The organism is Exiguobacterium sp. s34 (genome assembly GCF_018617435.1).
Classification (GTDB): Bacteria; Bacillota; Bacilli; order Exiguobacteriales; family Exiguobacteriaceae; genus Exiguobacterium; species Exiguobacterium aestuarii.
The window spans coordinates 1-18,309 of the sequence record NZ_JACSKE010000003.1 but is presented as its reverse complement, the minus strand read 5'-3'; the positions used below and the strand labels follow the sequence as shown (position 1 = coordinate 18,309).

Annotated in this window: 16 protein-coding genes and 2 tRNA genes; 3 read left to right on the top strand and 15 right to left on the bottom strand. The window is 45.3% G+C overall.

The genetic code is table 11. The features are described 5' to 3' along the window. Nucleotides 1-7 precede the first annotated feature (7 nt). The 10 genes from pstB to KNO87_RS06915 form a co-directional block, all read right to left on the bottom strand. Entirely contained in the window at nucleotides 8-769 is a 762-nt protein-coding gene (pstB, locus tag KNO87_RS06960) for a phosphate ABC transporter ATP-binding protein PstB (protein WP_224862754.1), read from the bottom strand. Between the two features lie 110 nt (nucleotides 770-879). After that, nucleotides 880-1,791: a phosphate ABC transporter permease PstA gene (pstA, locus tag KNO87_RS06955; protein ID WP_214794639.1), complete on the bottom strand. Its 912-nt coding sequence runs from the start codon at nucleotides 1,789-1,791 to the stop codon at nucleotides 880-882. A gap of 1 nt (nucleotide 1,792) precedes the next feature. Then, on the bottom strand, nucleotides 1,793-2,737 hold the full coding sequence (pstC, locus tag KNO87_RS06950; protein ID WP_214794637.1) for a phosphate ABC transporter permease subunit PstC: 945 nt from the start codon (nucleotides 2,735-2,737) through the stop codon (nucleotides 1,793-1,795). A gap of 83 nt (nucleotides 2,738-2,820) precedes the next feature. Then, the gene (locus KNO87_RS06945) at nucleotides 2,821-3,756 is read right to left on the bottom strand and encodes a PstS family phosphate ABC transporter substrate-binding protein (protein ID WP_214794635.1); all 936 of its coding nucleotides are present in this window, start codon (nucleotides 3,754-3,756) and stop codon (nucleotides 2,821-2,823) included. Between the two features lie 153 nt (nucleotides 3,757-3,909). Further along, nucleotides 3,910-5,973, bottom strand: a complete 2,064-nt coding sequence (locus KNO87_RS06940) for a peptidoglycan D,D-transpeptidase FtsI family protein (protein WP_214794633.1) — start codon at nucleotides 5,971-5,973, stop codon at nucleotides 3,910-3,912. A gap of 157 nt (nucleotides 5,974-6,130) precedes the next feature. Then, complete coding sequence (locus KNO87_RS06935) at nucleotides 6,131-6,739, bottom strand: superoxide dismutase (protein ID WP_214794631.1); 609 nt, start codon at nucleotides 6,737-6,739, stop codon at nucleotides 6,131-6,133. Between the two features lie 84 nt (nucleotides 6,740-6,823). Further along, a complete protein-coding gene (locus KNO87_RS06930) occupies nucleotides 6,824-8,296 on the bottom strand; it encodes an alpha-amylase (RefSeq protein ID WP_214787453.1) in 1,473 nt (490 codons plus the stop codon). A gap of 114 nt (nucleotides 8,297-8,410) precedes the next feature. After that, a tRNA-Ile gene (locus KNO87_RS06925) sits at nucleotides 8,411-8,484 on the bottom strand. A 7-nt stretch (nucleotides 8,485-8,491) separates the two neighbouring features. Beyond that, nucleotides 8,492-8,565, bottom strand: a tRNA-Met gene (locus KNO87_RS06920). Nucleotides 8,566-8,672: 107 nt separating this feature from the next. Next, nucleotides 8,673-10,316, bottom strand: coding sequence for a Na/Pi cotransporter family protein (locus tag KNO87_RS06915; RefSeq protein WP_214794629.1), 1,644 nt, complete (start codon nucleotides 10,314-10,316; stop codon nucleotides 8,673-8,675). Nucleotides 10,317-10,496: 180 nt separating this feature from the next. Here KNO87_RS06915 and KNO87_RS06910 point away from each other — a divergent pair, with 180 nt between their 5' ends. Next, nucleotides 10,497-10,955 (top strand): hypothetical protein, encoded by a 459-nt coding sequence (locus tag KNO87_RS06910; RefSeq protein WP_214794627.1) that lies wholly within the window; start codon nucleotides 10,497-10,499, stop codon nucleotides 10,953-10,955. A 16-nt stretch (nucleotides 10,956-10,971) separates the two neighbouring features. Here the strand turns inward: KNO87_RS06910 and KNO87_RS06905 are convergent, their stop codons facing one another. Continuing rightward, nucleotides 10,972-12,672, bottom strand: coding sequence for a methyl-accepting chemotaxis protein (locus KNO87_RS06905; protein ID WP_214794625.1), 1,701 nt, complete (start codon nucleotides 12,670-12,672; stop codon nucleotides 10,972-10,974). A gap of 213 nt (nucleotides 12,673-12,885) precedes the next feature. Between KNO87_RS06905 and ispG the strand changes: the two genes are divergently transcribed. Beyond that, complete coding sequence (gene ispG, locus KNO87_RS06900; protein WP_074033343.1) at nucleotides 12,886-14,007, top strand: flavodoxin-dependent (E)-4-hydroxy-3-methylbut-2-enyl-diphosphate synthase; 1,122 nt, start codon at nucleotides 12,886-12,888, stop codon at nucleotides 14,005-14,007. Between the two features lie 76 nt (nucleotides 14,008-14,083). Continuing rightward, the gene (locus KNO87_RS06895) at nucleotides 14,084-14,668 is read left to right on the top strand and encodes a 5' nucleotidase, NT5C type (protein ID WP_214794623.1); all 585 of its coding nucleotides are present in this window, start codon (nucleotides 14,084-14,086) and stop codon (nucleotides 14,666-14,668) included. Nucleotides 14,669-14,705: 37 nt separating this feature from the next. Here KNO87_RS06895 and KNO87_RS06890 read toward each other — a convergent pair whose 3' ends face one another. The 4 genes from KNO87_RS06890 to KNO87_RS06875 are packed head-to-tail and all read right to left on the bottom strand — an operon-like array spanning nucleotide 14,706 to nucleotide 18,163. Beyond that, a complete protein-coding gene (locus KNO87_RS06890) occupies nucleotides 14,706-16,094 on the bottom strand; it encodes an NAD(P)H-hydrate dehydratase (RefSeq protein ID WP_214794620.1) in 1,389 nt (462 codons plus the stop codon). Nucleotides 16,095-16,129: 35 nt separating this feature from the next. Further along, entirely contained in the window at nucleotides 16,130-16,555 is a 426-nt protein-coding gene (locus KNO87_RS06885) for a Fur family transcriptional regulator (RefSeq protein ID WP_214787447.1), read from the bottom strand. Next, entirely contained in the window at nucleotides 16,548-17,405 is an 858-nt protein-coding gene (locus KNO87_RS06880; protein WP_214794618.1) for a metal ABC transporter permease, read from the bottom strand. The genes KNO87_RS06885 and KNO87_RS06880 overlap by 8 nt, the downstream gene beginning before the upstream one ends. Next, nucleotides 17,402-18,163: a metal ABC transporter ATP-binding protein gene (locus tag KNO87_RS06875; protein ID WP_214787445.1), complete on the bottom strand. Its 762-nt coding sequence runs from the start codon at nucleotides 18,161-18,163 to the stop codon at nucleotides 17,402-17,404. Before KNO87_RS06875 ends, KNO87_RS06880 begins: the two co-directional genes overlap by 4 nt. Nucleotides 18,164-18,309 lie beyond the last annotated feature (146 nt).

The window sequence follows — 18,309 nt, the reverse complement described above, 5'->3', positions numbered from 1 at the left end:
CTCCTCCTTAACCGAAACGGCCAGAAATATAGTCTTCCGTCCGTTTGTCAGATGGATTCGAGAAAATCTTATCTGTTACATCGAACTCGACAACTTCTCCATTCAAGAAGAAGGCCGTTTTATCCGAAACACGGGCAGCTTGTTGCATGTTATGCGTCACGATAATGATCGAGTATTGCTCTTTCAACTCTTGAACGAGTTCTTCCACTTTCAACGTAGAGATTGGGTCAAGGGCAGAAGTCGGCTCATCCATCAAGATGACGTCTGGTTCGATCGCTAGCGTTCTAGCGATACATAGACGTTGTTGTTGTCCACCAGAAAGTCCATATGCGTTCTCGTTCAAGCGATCTTTCACTTCATCCCAGATGGCAGCGCCACGAAGCGAACGTTCAACGATCTCATCGAGTACTTTCTTATTTTTAATGCCATGCGTACGAGGTCCGTAAGCTACATTGTCGTACACCGATTTCGGGAATGGGTTTGGTTGCTGGAATACCATCCCAACGGATGTACGTAAATCTTCTACTTTATATCCACGATCGAAGATGTTACGTCCATGGTACAAGATTTCACCATTTGTACGAACAGATGGGACGAGTTCGACCATGCGGTTCAACGTTTTAATGAATGTCGATTTTCCACATCCAGAAGGTCCGATGATTGCCGTGACTTCATTCTTTTTGATGTCGAGGTTGACGTCAATCAACGCTTGGTCTTCTCCGTACCATAAGTTCAAGTTATTGACGACATAAGCGCTATCTTTTTTCATCTCAGTAATTGTCGGTTCTGTCGTTGTTGTGTTCACGATTTGATCTCCTTTATTGAGCTCTTGTTGTTTCATCATCTCGAGCTTCCTCCTCATTCATCTGCAAAAACGACTTAATGTCGGTTCGTATATTTGTTTCGGATATAGATCGCTACAGAGTTCATCGCAATGAGCATCGTCATGAGTACGATGATTCCTGCCGCGGCCAAGTTTTGGAATTCTGCTTGTGGTCGGCTCGTCCAGTTATAAATCTGGATTGGGAGCGCAGTAAAGTCAGAAAAAATACTGCTTGGTGTTGTTGAAATAAATGTTGCTGCGCCGACCATGATCAACGGTGCTGTTTCACCGATTGCACGGGAAACGGCTAAAATAATCCCTGTAATAATCCCAGGAATCGCTGATGGCAAGACGACATTGAATGTTGTCTGCCATTTTGAAGCACCAAGTGCTAAAGAAGCGTGACGTAACTCCATTTTGACTGCCCGCAATGCTTCTTGTGAAGCTACGATGACAATCGGTAAACTCATGAGACCGAGTGTTAACGCACCGGCCATAACTGAGTTTCCTAACTCCATCACTCGGACGAATATCGTCAAACCGAGTAATCCGAAAACAATTGAAGGTACACCAGCCAAGTTCGAAATGTTAACCTCGATAAATGAAGTCATTCGATTTTTCGGTGCATACTCTTCTAGATAGATGGCTGCACCGACACCGATGACGAACACCATTGGCACGATGAGTAACATCAACCATAGCGATCCAATCAATGCAGGATATAACCCCGCATCTTCAGGACGACGTGACGGGAAGTTACGCAAGAAATCAAGGTCGACCCATCCTGCCCCTTTTGAAACGATGTCATAAATCAACGTCGACAAGACGACTAACGCAAAGACGAGCCCTGCCAAAAAGATATACTTAAAAATTTCATTCAGTTGTAAACGGCGCTTAATACGTTCAGACACCGTCTCACGATCCATCAGGTTCTTCGTATTCTTGAACTCACTGTTCGGTAAAGCCATATTAGTACTCCTCTCTGAAGCGGCGCGTCACCCAGTTGGCGAACAAGTTCATCAAGAGGGTAAAGACGAACAATAACGCACCGACCGCATAGATACTGTAGTATTCGATTGTGCCGTAACCTGCATCACCTTTTGCGATTTGAACGATATAAGCTGTCATCGTTTGAATCGCATTGAGCGGATTGAACTCAAAGTTTGGTTGCGATCCACCAGCGATCGTCACAATCATCGTTTCACCAATCGCACGGCTCATTCCGAGAACGATTGAGGCAATGATCCCAGAAGTCGCTGCAGGCATGACGACTTTCGTCGCCACTTCAAGACGTGTTGCCCCAAGACCGAGGGCACCGTCGCGAATTTTCTTCGGTACCGCACTCATCGCATCCTCAGAAATCGAAGCAATCATCGGAATAATCATAATCCCGACGACAATCCCCGGACTAAGCGCATTGTAAATTTGGAGTCCTGGAATCAAAGCTTGTAAAATCGGCGTAATGAATGACAATGCGAAGAAACCAAAGACGATGGTCGGTACACCTGCCAACACTTCTAAGATTGGCTTTAACACACGGCGAGCTCGCTCAGAGGCGTACTCACTCAAATAAATCGCAGACGCCAAACCAAGCGGGACGGCTACAATCATCGCAATCACAGTAATTTGGAGCGTCCCCATCACAAGCGCCCATACCCCGAAGCGCTGATCTGCACTAAGCGGGTACCATTCTGTCGATCCTAAAAATTCAGCGACTGGCACTCGTTCAAAGAACTTAAATAGCTCAAAGCCAAGTGTGAACGCAATACCAATTGTCGTTACGACTGATACAAATGCGCTCAAGAATAATAAGAACGGCATGATTTTATCAAACACGTTCGTCGTACTATATTTCTTTTGTTTATTTTGTTGAATCATCTCTCGAATCGAGAGCTTTTTGTTTGGTTCATTCATCTCGTGTATCGCTCCCTACCTCTTCATACTAGAAAGCATGGCGAGAAGGTGAGAGCTAGTCTCACCTTCTGCCACGTATCATCTTATTCTCCAGCGATTTCGTCGATCATCTTCATGTTTTCGTCGTAACGCGCTTGCTCCATTTTCACGTAACCAACCTCTTCTGAAAGGTCAGCTGCATTTTCATTCATGAAGCGTGCGAAGTCAGCCACTTGCTCTTTGTCTTTCAACGAAGCGTTGTTGACGTACGTGTAAATTTCACGTGAGAGCGGGTAAGACAAATCGTTGATTGTGTCATGAGTTGGCTCAACTCCCTCAACATTTAATGCACGAAGCGTGTCTTGGTTCTCGAGGTAGTAAGCGAACCCGAAGAATCCGATTGCACCTTCCGTCCCAGCTACACCCGTTACGAGTACGTTGTCATCCTCTGACAATTGTGCATCTTGACGAATGTCCGTTTCATCGAGAACTTTCTCATCGAAGAAATCGTACGTACCTGAATCTTTACCAGGTGCGAAGAATGAGATCTCTTCATCTGGCCAGTCAGAGCGAACATCTTTCCACGTTTTCACGCTTGTGTCAGTCCACATTTTATTCAATTCTTCAATCGTGATATCTTGTGCCCAATCGTTCGCTGGGTTGACAACGAGTGAGAGACCATCAAGCGCGACTGAGAGTTGTGTAAATTCCACACCATTTTTCTCAGCTTCCGCTGCTTCTTCTTCTTTGATTTCACGTGATGCGTTCGAGAAGTCTGTCTCGCCTGTCACGAAGCGTTTGAAGCCACCACCTGTACCAGAGACACCGACCGTCACTTCAACTTCTGGTTGCTCAGCTGAATATTCTTCTGCGACTGCTTCCATGATTGGGAATACAGTTGATGATCCGTCCATGACGACTTTTCCTGAGAGCCCTTCGCCTTCAGCAGCGCCACCTTCTTCATTGTTCCCACAGGCTGCACCTACGAGTGCGACCGAAGTGATTGAAGCGAATAAAGCTGATTTTTTCATCCAAGACATTTGTGACGTCCTCCTTGAGTTTGCTTTGATTTTTGTTGTGGATCTGTTGTTCTGTCCTACAATTAATATCCTAATGAACTTCTATTAACGAGAAATAAACGGAACGTAAAAGAATTGTAAAGACAAAAAAAGAAGCCACCGAAGTGACTCCTTTCATTGAAGCATTGCATTCACATCTTCTAAATTAAAGTAAGCTTTCATAATATCGTGCGCGACTCGAGTGTTGATTCCTTCCGCCTCAAGTCCAGGCATGATAATCGCCCATGCGATTTCAGGATCATCAAATGGTGCCCAACCGACGTGGTTCGAGTTCAGCGTCTTGATTGGTTCCCCTTTTGCGTTCCGTTTCGCCTGACCGTCTGCACCTTCAGCAATGGCCTGCGCTGTTCCGGTCTTACCGGCCGCAGTCATCCCTGTCTGTTGCAAGATCCGAGATGAACCAGACGAAGATTCAACCCCTTGACGATACCCTTCACGAACCCGCTCAATATACTCGTCTTGAATATCCACTTTATTCAACGCGTTTGGTTGGAACGTGCTGACGACTTGCTTCTTGTTTTCATCGAGCGAACCCGGCTCAATGATTTCTTTTAGTAAGTGTGGCTGAATGCGATAACCGCCATTCGCTAACGTAGACGTATATTGTGCCAATTGGATCGGCGTATACGAGATATACTGTCCGATCGACATATCCATGAGGAGCGTGACACGGTCGGGAACGCTACGGAATCCGATCGACTCGAACGGTAAATCAATCCCCGTCTCGATTCCGAGACCGAACTGTTTATAGTAATGTTCCATCGTTTCAAATGCTTGTGTGACATTATCCCCGACGATTTGTCCGGTAGAATAATAGTCAGCCAAACGTAACGCGATTTGGAACATATAAATATTTGACGACATCGCAAGTGCATCTAAATCGTTAATGTTCCCCATATTGCGGTAAGAGGCTTTGGTAGATGATCCAATTTTTATCGGCGCATCATAAATATACTCTCCTGGCTCGACGACGCCTTCTTCAAATCCATAGGCGACGGTCGCCCCTTTGATGGTTGACCCGATTTGGCTGGCACGAAGCACAGTCCCTGTCGAGACGTCTTTGAACTCGTTCGTCTCTAAATCAAGCTCCTGTCCTGACAAGGCGAGTAGTTCACCCGTCTGCGGGTTCATGACGACAGCAAACGCGCGGTCGAAATGAGGACTTCCAGAACGTCCGGCACGAATCGCTTTTTTCAAAATCTCGTCGACTTCTTTCTGGAATTCAATGTCAGTCGACAATACGATATCTTTCCCTGGGTTCCCACTCACGCGTGTCGGCTCTCCGACCGGTTCACCTTTATATGTCGTGAACACATCGTAGGCAGGCGTCCCGCGAAGGACATCTTCATATTGTTGCTCCAAGTAGGACGTCCCAACCCGGTCGTTCAATCCGTATCCTTTCGCCTGATAAGAAGCTCGTTGCTCGGCCGGGATTTGTCGATAACTTCCTAAGAAGCTCTTGAACGTCTCATCGAACGGATAGTCGCGTTGATAGTATGGCTCGACGCTCACGCCTGGCAACATTTCTAAGTTCTCTTCAATGACCGCCATCTCTTTCGGGCTTGCGCCGATTTTGATGACTTGTGGATCAAGAGCGTATCCGCTCTCCATATTATGCTTAATCGCAATGATTTCTTCGGTCGCATCATCGAACGTGATTTCTTCTTCTGTGATAGAGTCGAGCAAGAGACGATCCACGTCCTGGTTGGACAACGCAGCTCGCTCATCTTCTGGCAACTCTTCCAACAATGCCTGCGTGCGTTCTTGTGCCAGTTCAGGATTCGTCGCGATCCAGTAGTCTTTGCGGTCACGTTCCGTCATTTTGCGATCCTTTTCTGGAATATCGACGATTTCTGACAATTTTTTGGCGACATCTAAACGTTCATCCGCTTTCGTCACTTGCGAACGGCGATACATGATCGAGTAGTTCGAAATCGTATCCGCGAGCACTTGACCGTTACGGTCATATATTTTCCCTCGTGGTACCTCGTATTTAATCTTACTTGACTCCGTTTTTTGTACTTCACGTGCAATCAATTCCCCATTCACGATTTGAACGACACCTAATCGAAAAATCAAGGTCGCAAATAGAACGAAGACGATGAAAAATAACAAATTCAAACGTAACGGTAAGTGGTTTCGCCGTTTTTTCGGCACTTTCACACGATTTTTAGCCAAGTCCGTTATCTCCTTCCACAATCGATTCCTTCTATAGTATAGAGTACATGGTCATCTATTATTTTGTCCGTTTTTCACTATATCATAATTTGTTTACAAATTAATGAAAGACACAAAAAAACCCGAGACTCTATGAAGAATCTCAGGGTTTGTCGGCTTATTTTGCGTCAGCGTACAATTTCGCAACATAATCCCAGTCGATGACGTGGAAGAATGCATTGATATAGTCAGGACGACGGTTTTGGTAGTTCAAGTAGTAAGCGTGCTCCCAAACGTCAAGTCCGAGGATTGGCGTAACGCCTTCCATGATCGGTGAATCTTGGTTTGGTGTAGACGTCACTTCAAGTTTACCGTTCTTCACGACGAGCCATGCCCATCCAGATCCGAAACGAGTTGTTGCAGCTTTTGTGAATTCGTCTTTGAATGCATCGAAGCTACCGAACGACTCATCGATTGCAGCAGCAAGTTCGCCAGACGGTGTGCCATTCTCGTTTTTCTTCAAGAGTTTCCAGAAGAACGAGTGGTTCCAGTGACCGCCACCATTGTTACGGACAGCAGTTTGAATGTCAGCAGGAAGTGAATCGATTTTTTGGAGCAAGTCTTCGAGTGAAGAGTACTCCACGTCTTTTCCTTCGAGTGCATTGTTTACGTTTGTGACGTAAGTGTTGTGGTGTTTCGTGTGGTGGATTTCCATCGTGCGTGCATCAATGTGTGGTTCGAGTGCATCATATGCGTAATCAAGTTGTGGTAATTCAAATTTAGCCATTACTAAAATCCCCCTTAAAATTGTTGTGAACATCGTTCGTTATAAATGTAACAGATTTGTGACGGTCGACTCAATTGTAATGCCTCACTCTACATCTTCTTCTGGTAACGCCCAGACTGAAATAGATCCCGCCGCCACTTTAAATACCCCAAATCCTTCGTCATCAATCTCAATTTTATCTTCACGCGTATTCGTCAAGTCGACCCATGTTTCACCAGCTCGCTCTTCCCCGACGAACATACGCTTTTCAGCCTCGTCCGAAGTTGAGATGAGAACGGCACATCCTGAACGTTCAATTTCTTCCACACCTTTACGCACCCATCCGATGACGTTTGAATCATCGAAATAGTCGTCCTGTTCCCCGTAAGCTTTTTCTCGACGAGCATAAAGAAGTGTATCGATGGCTAGCTTCATTCCGTCGGTTGGGTGAGGGCCATCTATGCCATAATAATCTCCATAGAACACACATGGATAGCCATCTTTACGAAGTAAAACGAGACCGTATGCGATTTGCTTGAACCAATCTTTCACCCATGACTCAAGCGCCTCTTCAGGCTGTGAATCGTGATTGTCCACGAACGTTACCGCGTGAAGCGGGTGTGACTGGACGAGCGTGTCATCAAAAATGGTTCGCATATCGAACGAGGCACCTTCCTCCGAGGCTTGATGCAGTTTATAGTGGAGAGGAACATCGAACAAATCGACGTGGTAATCGATGTTATCGAGAAATTCGCGGCAAGCATCGAGATCTGATTTCCAAAACTCTCCGACGAAATAGAATTGGTCGCCTTTCTCTTCTCGCATCGTTTGACTGAACTCTTTGACGAAATCGTAGTTGATATGTTTGATTGCATCCAATCGGAATCCGTCACACTTCGTTTCCTCAATGAACCATTTACCCCAATTCAACACTTCTTCCCTGACTTCAGGATGATGATAATCGATGTTCGCGAACATCAAATAATCATACACACCGAATTCATCATCGACATTATCATTCCATCTCTTGTTTTCTCCAACAATGAAGAAAATCCCGGAACGGTCTGTCGCCGCATCGTAATCGGTCCCATTAAAATGAGTGAAGTCCCATTTGAACGAAGAATATTTCCCATCCCGGGCTTCATAATCAAACTTTGTCCATCCCTCGATTTCAAAAGGCTCATCTGAAAGGACTTTCGTGCGGTCATCCGGATCCACTTCTAATACTTCAAACTTCTCGGTCGCATCCGCACCTGCTTTATGGTTCATAACGACGTCCATATAAATTTGCATCCCTAGTTCTTGCTGACAGAACGATGTCGCTTCAAGAAGTTCTTTCTTCGTGCCATATTTTGTGGCAATCGATCCTTTTTGATCGAACTCACCTAAATCATATAAGTCATAAATGCCGTACCCCGTGTCCTTATCACTCTGTCCTTTTGTGACAGGAGGTAACCAGAGCGCTGTAATTCCGGCTTTATTTAAATCTTCTGCTCTCTCTTTTAACCGCTTCCAATGTTTTTGATCCGCTTCGACATGCCATTCAAAAAACTGCATCATGGTGTGATTTCGTTCCATTTTGTCCGCCTCATTTCATATTTTTCAAAAAACAAAATGCTAACGAGTATTTACCCATGAAATTTAGATTGAAAACAAAAAAACAACTTTCACAAAATGAAAGTTGTTTTGGAATGGACCCTGTAGGACTTGAACCTACGACCGGACGGTTATGAGCCGTCTGCTCTAACCAGCTGAGCTAAGGGTCCTTATAAGTAGCGGCGGAGGGAGTCGAACCCACGACCTCACGGGTATGAACCGTACGCTCTAGCCAGCTGAGCTACACCGCCATGTTGTTATACAGTAATAATATACTGAATATGTTATACAGTGTCAAGGAAAATTCCTTGCTAAGTACAGAAAAACACTCCGACTATTTAGCCGGAGTGCTCCATCTTTATACAGTTACTTCGTTCGCGTCTTCAAGTGTGATTTCTGTGATGTTCATGGCATGGTCACCGATCCGCTCAAGGTTTGAGAGCATGTCGACAAAGAACATACCTGCTTGTCCATCACAAGCACCCGTGTTCAAGCGAACAACATGGTTTTTACGGAATTGACGCTCGAGCATATCGAGTTTCGCTTCCATTTCGATGACTTTACGTGCTTCGACCATGTCACCGCTCGCTAACGTCTGAAGTGATTTCTCTAACGTTTCGCGTGTGAGGTCATACATTTCAGTCAATTCTTTTTGAGCATCTGCTGAAAGTGTCACTTTCGTAGCAGTCTTATAGTCAATCAACTCAATGATGTTTTCAACGTGGTCACCGATTCGTTCGATATCGTTGATCGCATGCATGAGCGTCTTGTGTTCTTGTGATTCTTGCTCGGTCAAATCGACAGCTGCCAATTTTACGAGGTAATCTGTAATTTTCGCATTCAACGAGTTCAATGCTTCTTCGATATGCGCAGACTTTTCAGAGTGCTTTTTATCCCCTGTTGTCAAATAGTTACGCGCTTCGTCAAGACCAAGTTTTGCGAAATCTCCCATTCGGATGACTTCGTATTTCGCTTGTTCCACTGCGATCGATGGCGACTGTTGAATGAAGATTGGATCCAAATGCTGTGCTTTCGTATCGACGATTGAATCTTCACCCGGCACCAATTTCGTCACGATCCACGCAATCGACCCGATGAACCAGAACTGGACGAATGTGTTGACGACGTTAAACGTACCGTGTGCGAATGCAATTTGCATCTTGTCTTCAATTGCCAAGAAGTCTGTAATCCAATAAATATAGTTTGTGAACGGAATTAACAAAATCATGAAGATTGTCGTTCCGATTAAGTTAAAGATAACGTGCGCTGCAGCTGCACGACGTGCGGCAACTGATGCACCGATTGATGCCAAAATGGCTGTGATTGTCGTACCAATGTTGTCACCAAACAATACCGGAAGAGCGGCATCCAAGTCGATTGAACCACCCGCATAGAGCTCTTGCAAAATTCCGATTGTTGCAGAAGATGACTGGACGATGACTGTAAATACCGTACCGACGATGACACCGAGGAACGGATTGTCACTCATTGATTGCGTCAAGTCGATGAAATACTCACTTGAGCGGAGCGGACGCATTCCGTCACCCATCAACTCAAGACCATAGAACAATGCCCCGAGGCCAAAAATAACTTGTCCAAGGTGCTGGTAACGCTCTTTCTTAAAGAAGAAGAGTAAGACTGCACCGATTGCAATCATCGGGAGTGAATACTCACCGACATCGAATCCGATGATAAATGCCGTCACCGTTGTACCGATGTTTGCCCCCATGATGACTCCGATTGCTTGACGGAGTGTCATGAAGCCGGCGCTAACAAGTCCGACCGTAATAACGGTTGTACCTGAAGAAGATTGAATCAATACAGTAACGATGATCCCGGCGAGTACACCAAGGAATGGATTCGTTGTATACTTATCTAGGATGTCACGCAGGCGATTCCCTGCAGACTTTTGGAGTCCGTCTCCCATCGATTTGATCCCGAAGAGGAAGATCCCTAGACCTCCAAAAAACATGAATAACATTTCTTGCAAATTGTATTCCACGATTTTTGTACTCCTTTTAATTAAGAATTGGTTGGATTTGCTTGGTTTTTAATGCCCTACTCATTATGCCTTCATCGGCGTCTTCATGTAAACACGTTTTATGTAAAAGTTTTATTAAAACACTGTACTATTTTAACCATTTTTCTATTAGTTGTAATATAACAGATTGGAGTTTTTAGCATGTTGTCCACCATCTTTACGTTCCTTCGAACAAGTTTAGTGCCATCAAAGCGAACACTACGCCTTCGACTCGCTCCGCTTCATGCCTATATGGGAGCCACTCTCGTGTTGACGCTCCTGATCACCGTCTTGGACTTTGTTGTGATTCGTCCTGACTTTTTCATTCCGATGTGGCTATTCTTACATGGATTCGCCATCTTCTTTTTCTATTTACTGTGGGTCGCCATCATGGCTTTATACGTTCAGTTGTTTACAAAAGTCTACTCGAAAAACATGTGGGCCTACCGTCAAGCTTGGCCATATACCGTGTCGATGACATTCATTCCGACTATTTTATTAGTGACGTTATACCATATGAACCCTTCCCTTATATCGATTGGTTTCGTCATTGGACTCGGATATATCACCTACCCTTTAACGAAAGTGCCACAAAAAAAACAACGACAAGCGTCTTCGTAAACGCTCGTCGTTGTTTTTATTTTGGTGATAATTCCTCTAACGTCCGATTCAACGCATCACTTTGGTCGCCCAAATCCGTACCTGCAGATTGTAAAGCGGACTGAACATGTGACCACCGATCGACACCATCGTTCAGCTCAAATAACTTTCGTTCGAGTAACGAACTGATTTCTCGCAACCGCTCATTTGATTCAATTAATTGCAAGAGCTGTCTTCCTGTGTGTGAGGTTTGATCCGTGATGGACTGAAACTCATCTAACTGAACCTTGATTTCACGGTCAATGACCTCAATCCCACCTTCCACTCGAAAAACGGCATCTTTTAATACATGTACTTCTTTTATAAAATCATTGACTTCTAATAGTAAGTCTTTTCGTTCTTCGTTCAGTGCTTCAATGGCATGGACTGCGAGTAACGTTGCTTCACTCGTCATTTTTGCAAGATTTCCGACCTCGCTAGCGACAACGGCAAACCCCTTACCGTGCTCACCAGCTCGAGCCGCCTCAATCGACGCGTTTAGCGACAACATCTTCGTGGCTGCCGACACCGAAAGGATGCTCTTTAGTGCCTCATCCGCTTTTGAGGAGTTCGACTCACTTTCCACAAGTTTTTGTTGAATGCTCTCCACTTGTTGCTCGACATAATCACTCGCCTCTTTCACGGAAGAGAACGTTTCAAGCTCTTCATGTAAAATGGATTTCAGTCGATTACCACGGTCGTCCACACTCGAAATTTGATGTTCCAGCGTTTCGATTTGTTGTGTGACTTCTCTCATTTTAAATGTGGAATCGCTCGTCACTGACTGATACGAATGACTCGTATGTTCAACTGTTGCCGCAACTTCACGGAATTGTTCAACTTGGTGATGGCTGTTCATCAGTTCTTTTTTAAAAACCGGAAGACTTTGATGAAATGCGCTCGCTGTCTTGCCCATCATGTCCATGGACTGATTCCATAAATGAATGAATGTGTTGAACTCGGTTTCGAGTATATGTATTTCTTTTGATTTTGCTCCGAGTGCCACATCATCGAATCGACGCGTTTCAACGGCGTGGCGCAATGAATGGGCCAATATACTCAACGGTTTGACTTCGCGATGAATGAATCGTGTGAAGAGGATGGCCATCCCAATCATCGCAATCAATAAGATGAAAATGATATATTGTCGCAATTCAGTCATTGGACCGAGCGCAGATTCTTTCGTGACGACGAGAACGTAATCTGCTTTTAGTTCTGGTATCGTAACTGAAGCCATTAACAATTCTTCTGTCTCTTCCACTTCCGTATTCATCGTTTGTGAAACTTTCTCCACAATCTGCTCTGTCTTCATCCCTTTTGATCCACTCAATTGATCAACAGAATCTCCACGTACTAAAAATTGTGCGGCTTCGAATTCATCTCCTGATAGAATAGAAGCTTGTTGCATATAAGTGGACTTCAATGAACGATTTAGTTGCTTCTCGTTTGCGACATACGCGTTGTAGGAGGTTTTCACCGATTCTCGCATGACTGTGACTTCCCGCATGAGGCGTTGCTCGATTTCTGCGGACAACAGTTGTTCCGACTTTATGGCGAACCAACTAAATGTAATGGTAAAGACAAGTAAAATAATCGGCATGAGTGTCCATTGGAGACGGTGCGCCATTTTGAACTGTCGATTCGATCGATTGTGTAGTTTCGCCTTCTCACTTAAATTCCGTTTAAAGACCCACTTCATGTGATGTCACCTCTTTTTCTATTCTCGCCTTTATATCGGTCTTGAGACGGTGGAAAATTATGAAGTAGATGTTAAGATAGCGTTAGAGTTTGTAAAGAGCACACATCCATTACGCATCCTAGATGCTTTTTCACATTCTTTTCGTTATGATAATGAAGAAACCTTATTTTCTTAAATCGATTGGAATCTTTCCAAAAGAAGGAGATTACGTATATGTCAGAAATTTTGCATCGTTCATTAACTCGTCCGATTCGTGTCGGTAACTTGATTATCGGAGGATCGAACGAAGTCGTCATTCAATCTATGACCACAACAAAAACTCACGACGTCGAGGCGACAGTCGCCGAAATTAAACGTCTAGAAGAGGCTGGGTGTCAAGTTGTTCGCGTGGCATGTCCAGACGAACGTGCAGCTGACGCACTCGCTGAAATCAAGAGCCGCATCAACATCCCGCTCGTCGTCGATATTCACTTCGACTATAAGCTTGCTTTAAAAGCCATCGAAAGTGGCGTCGATAAAATCCGCATCAACCCGGGTAACATCGGTCGCCGTGAAAAAGTCGAGGCTGTCGTAAACGCTGCGAAAGCAAAAGGTATTCCGATTCGAATCGGTGTCAACGCTGGATCACTCGAAAAACAATTCCTTGAAAAGTATGGCTATCCGACTGCACAAGGAATGGTCGAGAGCGCAATGCATCACGTGAAGATTCTCGAAGATCTCGGATTCTATAACACAATTATCTCGCTCAAAGCCTCTGACGTGAACTTGGCACTTGAAGCGTACACGCTCGCTGCGAAAACGTTTGATTACCCGCTTCACGTCGGGATCACGGAATCAGGACCACTCTTCTCTGGCTCACTTAAATCAGCAGCTGGACTTGGTGCAATCCTCTCACTCGGAATCGGTTCAACGGTTCGTGTCTCGCTTTCAGATGACCCGGTAGAAGAAGTGAAAGTTGCGAAAGAAGTGCTCAAGTCATTCGGTCTTGCAGCGAACGCTGCAACATTGATTTCTTGTCCGACATGTGGTCGTATCGAAATCGATTTGATTTCGATTGCAAAAGAAGTCGAGGAATATATCCAAAATATTAACGTCAACATTAAAGTTGCCGTTCTAGGATGCGCAGTAAACGGTCCTGGTGAAGCCCGTGAGGCTGATATCGGTATCGCTGGTGCCCGCAATGAAGGTCTTCTTTTCCGCCACGGTAAGATTATCCGTAAAGTTCCTGAAGCTACGATGGTCGAGGAATTGAAAAAAGAGATCGATGCAATCGCTGCCGAGAAAATGGCTGAGCGTGAGCGCGAAGAACAAGAGCTTGCTAATCAATCTAATTAATGAATTAACATTCCCGCACGGTTGCAACCGTGCGGGTTTTTGATAGAATAGAGGGCATGTGAGGAGGAGTGATGAGATGCGAATCGGCATTGATTTAGATGGAACCGTTACGGACCCTAAAAGTTGTTTTATATACATGAATGAAGCACTCGGTTATTCCATTGATTATCATCGTGCGACGGAGTATGAGTTGCATACGTACACCACGATGGAACAACATGAGTTTTGGAAGTTTATGATTGAAGAAGGCCATGAGGAAGCGATTTATCGTCGTTCCCTTCCCCACTCTGATGTTTTAGAAGTACTGTGGAAGTTGAAGGACGAGCATCATCTTCATTACGTGACTGCAAGAAGCGAGGCGGTTCGACCAGTCACGGAAGAATGGATCACGAGTCACCGACTTCCACTCGATTCACTGGTGATGACCGGGTCACACGATAAAATCAATGTCGTCAAAGACTTGTCACTCGAACTATTCATGGAGGACCGTTATGAAAATGCAATTTCCATCCATGAAGAGACATCCATTCCCGTACTATTGTTCGATGCTCCCTATAATCGTAAAACGCTGCCCGAAGGCGTGACACGTATTTCAACGTGGCGCGAAGCCCATCATCAGATTGCCCACATCGAAAAACAAATGATTCTCAATCAACGCTAAAAGGCATTCCCGTCCAGTAAACTGGAATGCCTTCTTTTTATATACGACCAAGTTCTTCAATCACATCGCTTGCGAGTACGCTTGCTGGATGAATCGTCTGACTGATCGATTTAGCCGCGAGCGCATGCCATAGCACGGCTTGTTCATTCGGTGACCATGTTCCCCCTTCACGTGCCCATAGTGCAAGTAAAATCCCGGTCAATACGTCCCCACTTCCTCCTTTGGCAAGAGCAGAGGCTTCAACTGTATTGACGGCACCTGTTCCGTCTGGGGCGACGATGAGTGTAAACGTTCCTTTTAAAATCAAATGGACTCGATACTCTTTCGCAAATTCGGAGGCAATCGTGAAACGGTCACTTTCAATCTCTTCGACCGACTTACCTGTCAGTTTAGAAAATTCACCAGGGTGTGGAGTAAGGATGAGCGGTCCCCGGGTCTCAAGTCGCCTCTTCGATAATGCTCCCGCGTCTACAATGACGGGACAAGACTGTCGAGTTACTTGTTGCCAAATATGATCCACCCCTTCCCCCTCTACCATTCCAGGACCGATTGCAATCGCATCATATGTTTTTTCCAATTGATCTGAATGTTGATTGTACATCGCTTCAGGTAACGTCGATATGAGGGGGCTTGCCTCTCTCGGAATCGAAAGGTTTAACAGGCCGATGCCAGAACGTAGTGCCGCACGGCCCGCCATAAACGGCGCCCCGAGAAGATGACGACTCCCTCCAATCAGCATGCCATGCCCATAATCCGTTTTATGGCTGTAACGATCTCGCATTAGAAGTGATCGTTCAAAATCCGATTCGTTCAACATACGCCAGTCCGCTGTATGTGGGAGCCCGATGTCAATTCGTTCAAGTTGTCCATAATACGGCGCAGTACGGTTTAAAAACGCTGTCCGTTTATAACCGTGTAAGGAATAAGTATGGTTCGCCTGAACAGCCAAGCCGTCAAACTCACGGGCGTGGTCACTCGGCATACCTGAAGGGACATCGATCGACAACACCTTCGCCGATTGTTGGTTCACCCATTCGATGACGTCTCTTGCTTTTCCTGTAACTGCTCCCGATAACCCGACACCGAACAAGGCATCGATGATGACGTCCGTAGAGATCGGTTGCTCTATGATTTGAACAAACGATGACGCATAGGCGGAATGCGCCGATGCGGCCTCAGATTTACTTTCCCCAAGTGGTGACCACACGCTCACTTCATGACCTTTCATCGCAAGCTCTCTAGCGACGACCCATCCGTCTCCTCCGTTGTTTCCTTTCCCACAAATCACTAGAACGGTTGAAGACGAATCGATTTGAATCTTCGGTACAATTGCCGAGGCTGCTCGTTCCATCAATACCGTATCGGGCATTCCGTTTTGGTTGGCGGTTTGATCAATCTGTTTGATTTCTGCAGCTGTGTAAATCATCTGACCTCCCCTTTCGATACAAAAAAGGGATTGAATCAATTCAATCCCTTTTGCTTACATTCCTTACAATACCCATATATCTCGAATTTATGATCGACCACTTCGAATTCAGGATCGACCGTTTCCACAAATCGCATCGGACATAAATCGAGGAGCTTTGTCTTTCCACAACTTCGACAAATTAAATGGTGATGATGATGTGACGTGCCACAGGTGACACGAAATGATTTTTCTCCTTCAAGCTCCGTCGCCTCAAGAAGCCCCTCCTCAGCAAATGACTTGAGGTTTCGATATACCGTATCAAAACTCATCGTCGGATGCTTATCTCGCATATATTCCAGCACTTCTTTAGCGCTGATATAGCGATCTTCCTCAGAGAGAAAGGCGTACATTTCAAGACGTTTCGGCGTGACTTTCAAAGAAGACGCACGAAGACGATTCAATTGTTCAGTCTCATTCATGTTGTGCCCCCTTTTTCCTAAAACTCATCACGTTCTCAAGAACCATGACCCCAGCTAAGATGCCGACCGCGATCAAGACGATGACTCCACCTGGCGCAACATCAAGGTCATAAGCGAGGACGAGTCCGCCGATTGTCGCAACTTCACCGAAGATGATTGACCAAAGGATCGTCTGTTTGAAGCTTGAGGTGAATCGTAACGCCGCTGCAACCGGTAACGCAATCAAACTAGATACGAGGAGTGTACCGACGATTCGCATACTGACAGCGATCACAAGTGCCACAATGAACATGAACAATAGATGGAGCATCGTACTCGGTAGTCCTGACACTTTCGCTTGCTCTTCATCAAATGACAAGAAAAGTAACTGTTTATAGAAGATAAAAATCACGAGGACCGTTAAAACCGCTACACTGACAATCAACGTGATGTCTGATTGACTCACTGCAGAAATCGATCCGAACAGAAGCGTCGACAAATCCACGGAGAACCCTCTCGATAGAGAGATAAAGATTGCACTCAATCCCATCCCAGCTGACATCATGATTGGAATCGATAGTTCCTGGAAGTGTACATATTTACTTCGTAACCAGTTGAGTCCAAGTGCCGCCAATACTGAGATTAACGTTCCCATATAGAGCGGGTTGAGGTCCGCGAACAGGGCGATGTATTGCCCGAGAAACAAACTGAATGAAATACCGGCAAGTGTCATATGGGACAGCGCGTCGGCAATCAAGCTCATTCGTCTTACGACGACGAATGAACCGATGAGTGGCGCCGTAAAACCGATGACAAGCGCTGCAATGAACGCATAGCGTAGAAAACTGTATGTCCAAAGGTCTGCAATCATGTTGTACCCTCATGAACAAGCACTTTCACCGGATATGGCTTGATAGACGTTGCCAATTCACCGAGCTCACTATACTCTCGGAGACCACAATTACATGCTAAGCGCCCACGGTCGAGATGGACGACTTTCGTAACGAGGTCTGTTACAACGTTTAAGTCGTGAGTGACGAGAACAAACGTACACGTCGTGTGTTCTCTGAGCATATGCAACACTTCATAAAAATCCTGTAAATGTTTCTGGTCAACGCCAACCGTCGGCTCGTCTAAAATCAAAAGGTCAGGTTGGTTTACCATCGCCCGTGCGATAAAGACGCGTTGTTGTTGTCCTCCTGACAAGTCTCCAATTTTACGATGGCGGAACTGCCACATGTTGACCGTTTCTAATGCATTTTGAATCGCTGCCTGGTCCTCCATTTTGAGACGCTTGAATAAACCGAGGCGGCCATATCTTCCCATCGCCACAACTTCTTCAACGGTAACCGGGAATCCCGAGTTAAATGAAGCCGCTTTTTGGGAAACGTAACTGATACGAGACTTGTCTTTAAACTGCGAAATCGGCTTGCCGAACAGTTCGACGGATCCTTGTTGTGGATGGAGTAAACCAAGAATCGTTCGAATCAATGTCGACTTCCCAGAACCGTTTTCTCCAACGATTGCGACGAAGTCCCCTTGTCGAATATCAATCGAAACTTGTTGTAAGGCCGGTGTCCCATCATAGTAGTAGGACACATCGTTTAATTTGACGACGGATGCTGTCATCTAATCCCTTCTCTCATTTGATAAATCGTAATCATTTCTACTTTCTAGGCGTTTGTATTATACAGAATATCTGGCATGCCTTCAAGCCAGACCGTTTCTCATATGCTAAATGGTGAACTACTCGCCACTTATTTGCTTCACAAATT

Coding starts and splice junctions, on each gene's coding strand:
- pstB (WP_224862754.1), bottom strand. CDS start 769: ATGAAAAAAGATAGCGCTTATGTCGTCAATAACTTGAACTTATGGTAC.
- pstA (WP_214794639.1), bottom strand. CDS start 1,791: ATGGCTTTACCGAACAGTGAGTTCAAGAATACGAAGAACCTGATGGAT.
- pstC (WP_214794637.1), bottom strand. CDS start 2,737: ATGAATGAACCAAACAAAAAGCTCTCGATTCGAGAGATGATTCAACAA.
- KNO87_RS06945 (WP_214794635.1), bottom strand. CDS start 3,756: ATGTCTTGGATGAAAAAATCAGCTTTATTCGCTTCAATCACTTCGGTC.
- KNO87_RS06935 (WP_214794631.1), bottom strand. CDS start 6,739: ATGGCTAAATTTGAATTACCACAACTTGATTACGCATATGATGCACTC.
- KNO87_RS06930 (WP_214787453.1), bottom strand. CDS start 8,296: ATGGAACGAAATCACACCATGATGCAGTTTTTTGAATGGCATGTCGAA.
- KNO87_RS06910 (WP_214794627.1), top strand. CDS start 10,497: ATGTTGTCCACCATCTTTACGTTCCTTCGAACAAGTTTAGTGCCATCA.
- KNO87_RS06905 (WP_214794625.1), bottom strand. CDS start 12,672: ATGAAGTGGGTCTTTAAACGGAATTTAAGTGAGAAGGCGAAACTACAC.
- ispG (WP_074033343.1), top strand. CDS start 12,886: ATGTCAGAAATTTTGCATCGTTCATTAACTCGTCCGATTCGTGTCGGT.
- KNO87_RS06895 (WP_214794623.1), top strand. CDS start 14,084: ATGCGAATCGGCATTGATTTAGATGGAACCGTTACGGACCCTAAAAGT.
- KNO87_RS06890 (WP_214794620.1), bottom strand. CDS start 16,094: ATGATTTACACAGCTGCAGAAATCAAACAGATTGATCAAACCGCCAAC.
- KNO87_RS06885 (WP_214787447.1), bottom strand. CDS start 16,555: ATGAATGAGACTGAACAATTGAATCGTCTTCGTGCGTCTTCTTTGAAA.
- KNO87_RS06880 (WP_214794618.1), bottom strand. CDS start 17,405: ATGATTGCAGACCTTTGGACATACAGTTTTCTACGCTATGCGTTCATT.
- KNO87_RS06875 (WP_214787445.1), bottom strand. CDS start 18,163: ATGACAGCATCCGTCGTCAAATTAAACGATGTGTCCTACTACTATGAT.